Origin of the sequence: Myxococcus qinghaiensis, assembly GCF_024198215.1 — a bacterium.
GTDB classification, from domain to species: Bacteria; Myxococcota; Myxococcia; order Myxococcales; family Myxococcaceae; genus Myxococcus; species Myxococcus qinghaiensis.
Genome location: NZ_JAKCFA010000030.1, coordinates 1 through 12692 on the forward strand (window position 1 = coordinate 1; position 12692 = coordinate 12692).

The window sequence follows — 12692 nt, forward strand, 5'->3', positions numbered from 1 at the left end:
TGCTCCACCAGGTGCTCGTGGACCAGTCGTTCAATCTTCGATTCCAGCGTCGCAGTGGGTTTCGTTTGCATCCGCCACGGGTTGCACACCGCGACGACGGCCTCAACACCACCCCTGAACGGTTACGTAATTTCAACCCACGCTCCTCGCGGTCACGAGGAGCGACACAGGCTTCTTGTGCGGGAATTCTCGCATGTAGCGGTTTCAACCCACGCTCCTCGCGGTCACGAGGAGCGACTCGCACGCCTCCTGCAGGCCGGTCATCACGGAAGGTTTCAACCCACGCTCCTCGCGGTCACGAGGAGCGACAGCGCAACCCCACTCCACCACCCGCCGGGACACTGAGTTTCAACCCACGCTCCTCGCGGTCACGAGGAGCGACTTCTTGGCCGCGTTCCACACACGCTTGTTCGCCTTGTTTCAACCCACGCTCCTCGCGGTCACGAGGAGCGACGAGGGCCCCGGTTCGGTCGGCGGCTTCACCTTCGAGGTTTCAACCCACGCTCCTCGCGGTCACGAGGAGCGACCGACTGGCCCGAACGCATAAGGCCAACGTCACAACTATTTCAACCCACGCTCCTCGCGGTCACGAGGAGCGACCACCCGCTCCATGGCTGTCATGTGCTCGGGCTGTTTCAACCCACGCTCCTCGCGGTCACGAGGAGCAACCGCTTGTTTTCCTCGTGGACGTGGTGGCCTCGCTGTTTCAACCCACGCTCCTCGCGGTCACGAGGAGGAACGGAGGCCACGGGCCAAGGGCCCGGCGGCTACATGTTTCAACCCACGCTCCTCGCGATCACGAGGAGCGACTGTGGGCGGCGGCGAAGTGCCGTCGTCCATGAAGAGTTTCAACCCACGCTCCTCGCGGTCACGAGGAGCGACCCGAGCAGGTTCTTCAGCACCGTGCCGGGCTTGTTTCAACCCACGCTCCTCGCGGTCACGAGGAGCGACTCCGACCGTGCCCCAGAACTCCGCCCGGTGAAGTTTCAACCCACGCCCCTCGCGGTCACGAGGAGCGACGACTGGGCTGGCCGACGAAACGGAAGGCGGAGGTTTCAACCCACGGCCCTCGCGGTCACGAAGAGCGACTACTGCGTTCGCTACAACCAGGGCATCAACCTCTGGTTTCAACCCACGCCCCTCGCGGTCACGAGGAGCGACCTCGGGACGGCCATGCAGGTGGCGCCGCTGGCGATGTTTCAACCCACGCCCCTCGCGGTCACGAGGAGCGACGCCTCAACCACCACGCGCTCCAGCCATTCCAACGGGTTTCAACCCACGCCCCTCGCGGTCACGAGGAGCGACCTACAAGGCGATGGAGCCGCACTGGGCCATGGTGTTTCAACCCACGCTCCTCGCGGTCACGAGGAGCGACAGTTGCCGGCCGGCGTGACGTTCCACACGCTCCGGTTTCAACCCACGCTCCTCGCGGTCACGAGGAGCGACGTGCATGTCCTCTTCAACGGCACCACCGGCCAGTTTCAACCCACGCTCCTCGCGGTCACGAGGAGCGACATCCGCGTGCCTCATGGAGGCGACGTCCACGAGGATGTTTCAACCCACGCTCCTCGCGGTCACGAGGAGCGACCGTACATGTCCTGGGTGAACTGGGTGAGCTCGTCGTTTCAACCCACGCTCCTCGCGGTCACGAGGAGCGACTCCGACCGCGCCATCTCCGGCGTAGTCGTCTCTGTTTCAACCCACGCTCCTCGCGGTCACGAGGAGCGACCCAGAGCCGGCCGTTTGCGCGCGGCGTCTTTCTGTTTCAACCCACGCTCCTCGCGGTCACGAGGAGCGACAATCCGTCGCTCATCGTATTTACCCCCCGTACACCGTTTCAACCCACGCTCCTCGCGGTCACGAGGAGCGACGCAGCACTTCTCTGGGCATGGCGTCGAAGCGTGTTTCAACCCACGCTCCTCGCGGTCACGAGGAGCGACTGTGATTTGCCTTCTTGCAGTGGTGGGTGTTGTTTCAACCCACGTTCCTCGCGGTCACGAGGAGCGACGGCGGACGCGGTTGAGAAGATTGCAGACGAGCTGTTTCAACCCACGCTCCTCGCGGTCACGAGGAGCGACTTGCCAAAGTACACCGAGCCGCGCTCGCTGTAGTTTCAACCCACGCTCCTCGCGGTCACGAGGAGCGACGAGGATTGGGGCTCATGGCTTGGGCTCCCGAGGTGTTTCAACCCACGCTCCTCGCGGTCACGAGGAGCGACGGACACGTAGGGCGGCACAGGTGGAAGCAGTGGTTTCAACCCACGCTCCTCGCGGTCACGAGGAGCGACTTCGGACGGGCTCTACACCAGCAGTCTCACAGCGTTTCAACCCACGCTCCTCGCGGTCACGAGGAGCGACACACCGACGCGTCGCTCGGCAAAGGCACGGCTGGTTTCAACCCACGCTCCTCGCGGTCACGAGGAGCGACGTCGCGCCGTACAGCATCACGCACGAACTCTCGGGTTTCAACCCACGCTCCTCGCGGTCACGAGGAGCGACCAAGCGCCCGTGCCGTGGCTGCGGTGCCGTCGTGGTTTCAACCCACGCTCCTCGCGGTCACGAGGAGCGACCGGCTGCCAATCTTCCATGACGGCTCCCCCGAGGGGTTTCAACCCACGCTCCTCGCGGTCACGAGGAGCGACCGACTGCTCGTGCCGAGCAGCGAGCCATGCCGGAGTTTCAACCCACGCTCCTCGCGGTCACGAGGAGCGACGAACGAGGTGGCCATCAAGTGGCTCGAGGCCATGTTTCAACCCACGCTCCTCGCGGTCACGAGGAGCGACTCCACGCCCGACATGTACCCGGCATTGCCGAAGTTTCAACCCACGCTCCTCGCGGTCACGAGGAGCGACCTCATCAGGGCGCAAAAGGCATGGGCTCAACATGTTTCAACCCACGCTCCTCGCGGTCACGAGGAGCGACCGAAACCGCCGCTGCAACCGCCGCGTGGGCGAAGTTTCAACCCACGCTCCTCGCGGTCACGAGGAGCGACCAGTCCTCACCAATTCAGCGGCCCCACCTGGTCGTTTCAACCCACGCTCCTCGCGGTCACGAGGAGCGACAGCTCGAGGATTCGCCGCGTCTCACCGTCGAAGTAGTTTCAACCCACGCTCCTCGCGGTCACGAGGAGCGACGGTCCCAGCTCCGGGCCTCCAAGTCGAAACACGCGTTTCAACCCACGCTCCTCGCGGTCACGAGGAGCGACACCGGCAGGACGGTGGCCGAGTTCGGTCGACATGTTTCAACCCACGCTCCTCGCGGTCACGAGGAGCGACCAACGCCCCGGAAAAGCGGTTAGCCAAAGTCTCGGTTTCAACCCACGCTCCTCGCGGTCACGAGGAGCGACGCGACGTCATCAGCCTCTACGTCGAGGCGGCCATGTTTCAACCCACGCTCCTCGCGGTCACGAGGAGCGACCTACCAGGAGGCGCTGGACGGGATGGTGTACTGGTTTCAACCCACGCTCCTCGCGGTCACGAGGAGCGACCGTCACGAAGGTGGTCGAGCGCCGTTCCAAAATCGTTTCAACCCACGCTCCTCGCGGTCACGAGGAGCGACCTGCGCCGGCATGTCCAGCACCTGGCTCCGCCAGTTTCAACCCACGCTCCTCGCGGTCACGAGGAGCGACATCTGGCGCGCGGCCCTCTACCTGCACGCAGCGTTTCAACCCACGCTCCTCGCGGTCACGAGGAGCGACTCGGTCTCGCAAGGCTTGGTAGTCGGTGGGCATGTTTCAACCCACGCTCCTCGCGGTCACGAGGAGCGACGCGGACTACGCGCGTCAGCTCTATCCCATTCTTCGGTTTCAACCCACGCTCCTCGCGGTCACGAGGAGCGACCTCGTCCGACTTCCTGACGCTCACGATGATGCGGTTTCAACCCACGCTCCTCGCGGTCACGAGGAGCGACCGCGCTGCTCATGCACGGCGCTGGCGAGCCGAGGTTTCAACCCACGCTCCTCGCGGTCACGAGGAGCGACTGGCCCAAGCGAGCACCGTCAGGCCGGGTGCTGGCTGTTTCAACCCACGCTCCTCGCGGTCACGAGGAGCGACCCAACGAGGTGGTTGACATCGAGTGGACGGGGTTGTTTCAACCCACGCTCCTCGCGGTCACGAGGAGCGACGCCCGGACGGCATGGCGTGGCGGCATGGGGTGTGGTTTCAACCCACGCTCCTCGCGGTCACGAGGAGCGACTCATTCCCCAGCCGTAAGCAGGCAGCCCGGCTCAGTTTCAACCCACGCTCCTCGCGGTCACGAGGAGCGACCGGCGACCTTCGGGATCTCCGTGCGCGGGAACTTGTTTCAACCCACGCTCCTCGCGGTCACGAGGAGCGACCGCCGAGCTCGCGGCGGTGAGGGAGCGGTTGCTGTTTCAACCCACGCTCCTCGCGGTCACGAGGAGCGACGCGGAGGTGCGCGAAGGGCACATTCAGCCCCGTTCGGTTTCAACCCACGCTCCTCGCGGTCACGAGGAGCGACCGAGGGAGCGCCGCCGTCCTCGCCGCGTACCGGGAGTTTCAACCCACGCTCCTCGCGGTCACGAGGAGCGACAGACGGCTACGAGCCGCCGTCCCTGGAGAGTCGGTTTCAACCCACGCTCCTCGCGGTCACGAGGAGCGACGGACTCGTACGCGGGGCGTGCCGGCGGGGGCCAGGGGTTTCAACCCACGCTCCTCGCGGTCACGAGGAGCGACACTGCCCGTCCAAGCTACCAGAACTCCAAGGGAATCCAGCCGCTTCGCGCGAACCCGGCGCCCCACGAGCCCCCCCGCCTCCGGCGCTCACCGAACGCCCCGCGCAACCTCTCAAGACTATTGGGGATTTCAAAGAGCGCGAACCTTCGACGAAGCCCACACCCGCACAGGTCCGCGCGCCCCAACCGGGGCACGCGAGCCCCTCACAAGATGAGCGGTCCCTCCACGTCCAATGGCACCCGGGCCCCATGATGCTCCGTCTTCCGAGCCACATCCTCGCTCAGGAAATAGAACCGCAAGCTATCGCTCGCATCATCCAGCTCCGCGAGCAGCCGAGCGCGCAGAACTACCCAGTCCTTCGGCTCCAGTACGCACTCGAAGACCGAATACTGAACCCGGACCCCATGGTCCTTGCACGCCCGCGCAATTCGCCGGAGCCGGCGTGGCCCATCCGCATCCGAGACCCGGACGTCGTAACACACGAGCACGGTGACCTTTCGCATCAGCGCACCGCGAAGGGCGGATAGCCATCCAGCTCGCCCCGGAGCGCCCGAGCCAGCAGCAACGCCTGCAGATGGGGCACCAAACCCCAGCTCGTCTGCTGCCCCAGGAACACATGCTGGACCTCCACCTGCTTCGCGCCCTGGTACGCCACGAGGAACGTCTTGCGCGCATCGTCCTTGAGCATCACCGCTCCCGCAGCCTCCGTCTTGAAGTCCTCCGGCTTGAGCTGTCCCCGGTTCACCAGTGAGAAGACCAGCCGGTCCACCACGGGAGCACGAAGCTCCTCCATCAGGTCCAGCGCAAGTGACAGCCGCCCAGGCCGGTCCTCGTGAAGAAACCCCACCGCCGGGTCCAACCCCACGCCCGCCAGCGCTCCCGCGCAGTCTTGCGCCAGCAAGGCATACCCGAAGGACAGCAGCGCATTCAGCGGGTCCCTCGGTGGTCGCCGGTTCCGCCCATCGAATACGAACCGCCGGGCATCCCCCTTCAGCAAGTCCGGGAACGCCTCGAAGTAGTCCCGCGCCGCGATGCCTTCCAGCCCCCGCACCTGCTCCAGGTCCTCCGCCCGCTCCACTGCGCGAAGATGGCCAGACAGTCGCCGAGCCGCCTCCTCCAGCGCCCCCTTCCGCTCCTCCGCCGCATCCCGGCGCGCATGCAAGAGGAACTGGCGAGCATTCCCCAGCTTCCCCACCACCATCGCCCGAGCGATGGCCAGCGTGCGAGCCCCATCATCGGCCGCGCGGAACTGCGTACGCCGCAGCAGAACGTTGCCCCCCGGCAAGCCCTCGACTCGTGCCAGGAACCGCCCTGTCATCCCGAAGAACGACACGTGAATCCCCGCCTCCACACAGCTCTCCAGCAACTCCGGCGTCATCCATGCACGGGCAAGACACACCACCGAGCGCAGGTGCCGCAGCGGCACCTCCGCTTTCTTCTCGTCCTGAATCGTCACCACCACGCGCTCGCCCTCCTTGTTCAGGCGCGTGCCATCCACGGTGATGAACAGCGTATTGAGCGCGGTCGTCATGCCAGTCCTCCTCCAGTGCCACTTCAGGGCCCGCGCTTCAGGGGTCCACGGGCTCCACCATCCGCCGCAGATGTTCGGAGACGCTCCGCTGGCCCGCGGTGACCTGGGGCAGACACATCGGCTCCAGCGAGCACGTCGCGCACTTCGGCGCCCTCGGCACGACAGGCACGCACCGTCGCGCCAGCAGCTCATGCATCCTCGCGATGGCCTCCTCCGTCCGAGCCCGGAGTCGCGCATCAAAGAGCACCGCCTGTCGCCGATGCTCCGCGCCGTGAAAGAGCGCGCCCTCGGGGACATCGACGCCGTGCATCTCCTCCAGACACAGCGCCTGGGCACAGAGCTGCACGGCGTCCGCGTCGTGCGACTTCCGCCGCCCGCGCTTCACCTCCACCGGGTACGGCCGCCAGCCGGTGGCACTGGCGGGGTCCGGGTGGTACTCGACCAGGTCCGCGCGGCCTGAGACACGCAGCCGCGAGCACCCCAGCCGAACCGCGCGCTCCACGCGGCGGCCCGGCCGGGCGTCATGCCCCGGAAGGTCCACCCGTTCATGGAGCAGCCGGCCCAGGGCGGTGTTCACATCCTCCCGCCACAGTTGCTCGACATGGATGAGCGCGGCCTGCCGTTCGCAGAACAGCAGGTGCTGCAAGGCGGACAGCGCCACCCAGGTCTCGCGAGCGTCGCTCATCCCGCCAGGTCCATCACCTCGATGCCCTCGGGCAGCTTCGCCGTGTCCACCTTCACCGTGTAGTCCTTGAACGCCCGAGCGGGCTTCTCCGGCTGCACGGGCTCGACATGGACGCGGTCGAACAGCGCATGCGCGGGCGCATTGCCCAGCTCGGAGCCGTGCTTGAAGACGATGACCTTGCGCATGGACATCAGTCCGCGCGCGGCGCTGCGGTCCAGCTCGAACATGTTCGCGAAGGCCTTGAACAGCAACTCCAGGTCCACCTGGTTGAACTTCGTCTGCTTCGCGAGGTGCGGCGAGATGAAGCCGTGCGCGCGGTACAGCCCGTAGGGCACGGTGTTCTTGCGTCCCATGGTGCGGTTGTCGCCGCCCTGCTTCTCGGCCTCCGCCTCCGTGGCCACGGCCATGCGGGTGATGGAGTGCTCCTGCGAGACGATGGGGCTCACGGAGCGGGCGAAGGTGAGCTGCACGGGTCCACGCACCTGCCCCGCGTTGGGGCCCGTGGACATGACGGCGCCGAAGGTGCGGACGTCGAAGAACGTCTTGCACATCCAGTCGCGCCCCTTCTCGACCTCGGAGCCCTGGGCCTTCCCCTTGGTGTCGCGCTTCTTGCCGTCCTTCTCCACCTTGGGCTTCTCGTTCAGGTCGATGCCCAGGTCCTTGTACGCGTCGTTGATGGACACGTTCAGGATGGCCTTCTCCTTCACGAAGATGTCGAACCCCGGCTTCTTCTCCTGGGTGAGCTGGATGAAGTTGCGCACCTTGCGCTTGAGGCTCACGTCGGTCACCAGCCCGTGGCCCGTCTCCGGGTCGATTCGCGGCAGGTTGCCCGCGTCGGGGTCACCATTGGGATTGCCGTCCTGGACATCGAACAGCAGGACGAAGTCGTGGCGGTTCTTGAGTTCGGTCATGGCGTTCTCTCTGGAATGGGTGGAAGCGGAAGCAGGGTCAGTCGGCGGAGTCGGAGGGCTCGCCCTTCGGAGACTTGGGCTCGGAGGGCGTGCGCTTGGAGAAGAACGCCTCGCGCTGGTGGTAGTAGCCCACGGCGAAGAGGCCCTGCGCGTTGAGGTCGAAGACGCTGGGCAGGAAGTCGGGCTCCACCAGGGCCATCACCTCGGACTTGGTCCGCTCCAGCCACTTGCCCTCGTCACCAGCCTTGGCGGCGTGGTGGACGGAGAGCGGCAGCAGCCGGGAGAAGGCCAGCGCGGGCGTGCGCGACGCCGAGGCGAAGTAGCGGTCGCGGATGGTGGAGTTGAGGTCGCTCCCCAGCGCCACGGCCTGCAAGCGCTCCAACACGGCGAAGAGACGGCCCAGGACGTACGGCTGGAGCCGGTTGTTCTTGTCCAATGACACGGTGACCTCCTGAGAAAAGGCATGGCTGCGAATGAGGGTGGCCTTGATGAGCGCGACACGAAGACGGAGCTGCTCGCGCTCCAGCTTCCCGTCGGCGGGAGGAAGCCGGAGTCGGTCCAGGGATGCGGAGAGGAGCTGGCGTGGGAACGGATGTCCCCGGAGCGCGGCGCCCATCATCCGCGTGGCGAGGTCAGGTGAAAGTCCCTTGCCCGAAGGCGCCTCCACCGCCTTGAGCAGCCGCCACACGGGGATGGGCTGGTCCGTCTTCGCCTCGCCCAGGCGCAGGTCATCGAAGTAGCGCCGGAGGTTCCGCTTCACATCGCCGACGCTCGTCTGGAACCAGTCGCGCACGGCGACTCGGCCGGAGTTGCCCGCGAGCGTCACTGAGTAGAAGCTCCGCTCGTCCAGCTCCCCCGGCTCCAGTCCGCGAAAAGGCGCCTCGAGGAAGCGGCGGAGGGTCTCCTCCGTGGGGTCCGCCCAGTTGAGCAACAGGCTCTCCTGCTCCGCGGTACTGTTCGTCCAGAACACCAGCACCGAGTCTTCGCCGAGCTGGATGCCCTGTCGGTAACGGCGCTCCTCCGACTTCCGGAGCAGGTCGTTCAGCGCGAGCGTGTAGCCCAACGCCGCCTGTTGGGAGACGGGAGCGTTCTCTCCCTGTTCGAGCCCATGGGATGCAAATGCATTCGCGTTGAAGGACACCAGCGAAGCGCCCGAGCTCTGCGCCTGGGGCACGTTCTTGAGCTTGGGATGGGTCTCCGCCAGCACCGCGTTTCTGCCACTCACCAGGCACAGCCCCGTGCGTCCCAGCGCCGCCGCCTGTTCGCCTCGCCTTTCCCACCACGCGCGGACCTCCGGCAGTTGGTGCACGGGCGTGACGGAGTCCCCGACGACGAAGGCGAGCATCTCCGACCCTGTCCACTCGTCTTCGGGCCGCTCCGCGAGCGCCTTCGCGCGCGCCTTCTCGTTCGCGAGGAACGCCTCCACCGCGCGCAGCTCGGGCACATCCGTCTGGGCCACGGCCTCTCGCAGCAGCGTCAAGAAGGCCGCGAAGCGCACCGCACCCTTCCCCGCCTTTCCCGCGCGCGTGGGGGGCTCCTCCTTTTCATGTCCGAGCACGTACTTCGAGTTGTCCACCACGAAGCCCGCGGCGATGTTCACCGAGCGCTGGGGAATGCGCGGAATCAACACGGGCAATCCCTTCCCGCGCTCATCCTGCGTAGGCACCAGGCCCAGGAACTTCCCCTCCGGACTCAACCGAATCTGGAAGTCCACGGCCTTCGTCTCATAGAGCGGGTCATCCAGGAGCCCCCGCTCCCGCGCGAAGTCGTTGAGCGCCGCGAGCATCATGACGGACCTCCATTGCGCTCCAGCACCTGCTCCCACGTCGGCACCTGGAGCACGCCGTGGTCCAGGTACGCGTCGAAGAACAGGGGCCGCGTCGCCGCGCCCGCGTCACCGAAGGCGAAGTCGTAGAACATGAGCCCCAGCGGTCTGCGCCCCAGCCCCACCTCCGAGGGACTCAAGTCCTCACCGGCGGGCTCCACGCGGGCGTCGAACTCGCGGCACCCCAGGTACGGCGCGTGGAAGAACTGTCCCTTCTCCAACCTCCGCTCGAACATCTCCTCGAACTTGCGGACGTTGTCCTCGGCGCCCGCCTTTCCGGGCACCAGGGTGAAGGACGCGGTGAGGACGTAGTCCACGTCACGCAGCGCCACCGTGTTGCGCTGTGCGCGGTCCTCATCCGCCGCGTAGTCGAACTTCCCCACCACCGCGCGGCTGTTCACCTCGTTGCGGCGGAAGCTCGTCCACTTCACCGGCTTCAGGACGGCGATTTCGTGGAGGTGCCAGCGAATCGCCGGCTTCCACAGGATGGCCTCCAGCACGCCCCTCGCCGCCGAGGGAGTCATGACCTCGTAGCTGACCCGCTCGGCCTTCATCTCCGGCCTCGTGAAGCACGCCACGGGGCCGCTGGCACGCACGCGGAACCGTCTGCTCGCTGCTGTCTTCATCCACACCTCCAGAAGTCCATCAACCGGGGATGAGCACTCCCGGGTCGAGCATCCCGACCCGGGTCGGCACCAGGCCGAACCTCTTGTCGTACGCGGGCACGTGCTCCGGCCCGAGGAACACCACCGTGTCCGCGATGAACCGCGCCAGCTCGCGCGACACCCACGCCTCACGCACCTTGCGCGGCACCGTCACCGTGAAGCGCTGCAAGGCTCGCAAGCGGTCTCGCGAGGGCCCCAGCAACCGCAGCTCCTCCAGCAACGGCTCGCAGCCCGCGTAGGGCACGACGACAGGCGCGCTCCATTTGTCCTCCACGAGCTTGAAGTGCTCGGAGACCGCCTCGAAGCGCAGCGCCTTGCGCATGTCCTGGATGCCCTTGCCGTCGCTGACCGCCGTGGCATAGAGCCGCTCGAAGTAGCGATTGAAAGTCTCGGGCGCGAACAGGTCCAGGTCGGGCCGCTGCGCCAGCATCGTCCTGGCGACGCCCAGCGCTGTCTGGAGGACTCCGGGAGGAGGCTCGGTCTCCGCCTCGAAGACGCGCAGCTCCCCGAGCCCATCCAACAGGCCTTCGCGGTTGCACCGCCCCGCGGCCTGCGCGAGCGCCTCGAACCCCGCCATGCACCGGTAGACGACGCGAAAGTCGAGGTCCACTCCCGCCTCCACCAACTGGGTCGCCACCAGACGCACGGGCTCCCCACGCTGCTTGCGCGCCTTGATTTCCCGCAGCACCGAAGAGCGGTGCTCGGGACACATCAGCGCGGACAGGTGCAGCGTCGTCCCGGGATTCCCCAGCAGCGCCTCCACCTGCTCATAGAGCACGCGCGCGTCGTCACGCTTGTGGACCACCACGAGCACGTCCTGCTCGTGCGCCACGGCCTCGGCCAGCTCGGCGTAGGAGGTCTTCTCCCGTCCCTTCGGCCACTGGACCTTCACTCGGCGCAGGCGTTCGAACGCGCGCACCTCCGGCGGCACCAGCTCCCGAACAGCCGGGAACCCCATCGGAAAATCCGGCCGCCGTCCCAGCGCGGGCTGCGTCGCCGTGCAGATGACCACCGAGCAGCCGTAGTCCTCCACCAGCGTGCCCAGTCCATCCAGGATGGTTGTCAGGAGCACTGGTGGAAGCGTCTGCGCCTCGTCGAGCACGATGACGCTGTGAGCGATGTTGTGCAGCTTGCGACACGCCGATGGACGGTTCGCGAAGAGGCTCTCCAGGAGCTGCACGGTGGTCGTGACGACAACCGGCGCATCCCAGTTCTCACTGGCCACCCGGTTGCGCGCCGTCTCGCGTCGGGGGTCCACCGCGGAGTGGTGCTCGATGACCGCGCTTCCGTGCACACCGAACGCCTCCCGGTACACGGCGGCGCTCTGCTCGATGATGGACGTGTAGGGGATGGCGACGATGACGCGCCGGAGTCCCCGAGCACGGGCATGCTCCAGCGCGAAGGCCATGGATGCGAGCGTCTTCCCACCACCCGTGGGCACGGTGAGACTGAAGACCCCCGGAGGACTCGGCGCCGCCGCGAACACCGCGGAGAGCACCTCCCTGCGCACACGGTTCACCTCCGTGTCCTTTGCGCCACCCTGCTTCCTGTCCATGAAGGCACCCAGCGCGGCGGTGAGCTGCTCCAGCGTCACGCCGCCCCGTCGCTCCGTGCCACGGGTGGCGTCGAAGAACGCCTCGGTGTCGAGGAAGTCAGCGTCAACGAGCGACGAGAAGAGCATCCGCGTCCAGAACTCGAGCCTGTGCCGTGAGAGCTTCAGCAGGGGCTCGCCGGATAGCCCCGCCGGAGACGCGCGGAGGTCCTCGGGGATGCCCGAGGCCAGGGCTTCCTGGAGGAGTGCCTTCTTCTCCGGTCGCCCGACACGCTCCTTGAACTTCTCCAGGTCCGACAGGCCACCATGGTGACCCGCGATGGCCATCGCCACGGACAGGAGCCTGGGGTCCATGCCCAGCGCCCACAGCGCCCCGGCGGTCGCATGGTCGCGATCCGCCAAGGCATCGCCTTCGAGGTGTGCCTCGAAGCCATTCTCCTTCCGGATGCGGAACTGGAAGGGAGGTCTATATTTTCCCAGGTCATGCCAGCGTCCCGCCGCGAGCGCTGGCACCTTCATCTCCTCGCGCGGCGCGAACTCCTCCGCGAGACTCCCGACAGCCTCCAGATGCTCACGGAGCAGATGCGGGCGCATCGTCTCCGTGACATGAGCGAGGGGCTCCACCGTCAAGACACGCGGCGCCTCATCCTCTGCCATCGCAATCCCCCATGACCTGGCTGAACCGCCCAGGTCATCTCAATCACCGTACAGCGCACGCATGGGTGGTCGTCACCGCGCGGCGCGCGGAGCGGTCAATTCCTCACAACACGCGGAGGTATGACATCGCCTGCTCGGGGCGTCTCTACTCCTCGAGGGGTATGGACGGCACC

The 12692-nt window shown here is 66.6% G+C and carries 7 protein-coding genes and 1 CRISPR repeat array; all 7 genes read right to left on the reverse strand.

Annotation, left to right across the window (positions count from 1 at the left end; all coding sequences use genetic code 11):
• Positions 1-129 precede the first annotated feature (129 nt).
• A CRISPR array of direct repeats spans positions 130-4693; the repeat unit is 37 nt; unit sequence GTTTCAACCCACGCTCCTCGCGGTCACGAGGAGCGAC.
• 203 nt (positions 4694-4896) lie between these two features.
• The 7 genes from cas2 to cas3 are packed head-to-tail and all read right to left on the reverse strand — an operon-like array spanning position 4897 to position 12519.
• Complete coding sequence (gene cas2, locus LZ199_RS39420; RefSeq protein WP_163869947.1) at positions 4897-5196, reverse strand: CRISPR-associated endonuclease Cas2; 300 nt, start codon at positions 5194-5196, stop codon at positions 4897-4899.
• On the reverse strand, positions 5196-6224 hold the full coding sequence (gene cas1c / locus LZ199_RS39425) for a type I-C CRISPR-associated endonuclease Cas1c (protein ID WP_253998963.1): 1029 nt from the start codon (positions 6222-6224) through the stop codon (positions 5196-5198). Before cas1c ends, cas2 begins: the two co-directional genes overlap by 1 nt.
• A 37-nt stretch (positions 6225-6261) precedes the next feature.
• Positions 6262-6909: a CRISPR-associated protein Cas4 gene (cas4, locus tag LZ199_RS39430; protein ID WP_253998964.1), complete on the reverse strand. Its 648-nt coding sequence runs from the start codon at positions 6907-6909 to the stop codon at positions 6262-6264.
• Entirely contained in the window at positions 6906-7820 is a 915-nt protein-coding gene (cas7c, locus tag LZ199_RS39435; protein ID WP_253998965.1) for a type I-C CRISPR-associated protein Cas7/Csd2, read from the reverse strand. The genes cas4 and cas7c overlap by 4 nt, the downstream gene beginning before the upstream one ends.
• Positions 7821-7857: 37 nt before the next feature.
• A complete protein-coding gene (cas8c, locus tag LZ199_RS39440) occupies positions 7858-9609 on the reverse strand; it encodes a type I-C CRISPR-associated protein Cas8c/Csd1 (RefSeq protein ID WP_253998966.1) in 1752 nt (583 codons plus the stop codon).
• Positions 9606-10271, reverse strand: coding sequence for a type I-C CRISPR-associated protein Cas5c (gene cas5c, locus LZ199_RS39445; protein ID WP_253998967.1), 666 nt, complete (start codon positions 10269-10271; stop codon positions 9606-9608). The genes cas8c and cas5c overlap by 4 nt, the downstream gene beginning before the upstream one ends.
• 19 nt (positions 10272-10290) lie before the next feature.
• Positions 10291-12519: a CRISPR-associated helicase Cas3' gene (gene cas3, locus LZ199_RS39450; RefSeq protein WP_253998968.1), complete on the reverse strand. Its 2229-nt coding sequence runs from the start codon at positions 12517-12519 to the stop codon at positions 10291-10293.
• Positions 12520-12692: the final 173 nt, after the last annotated feature.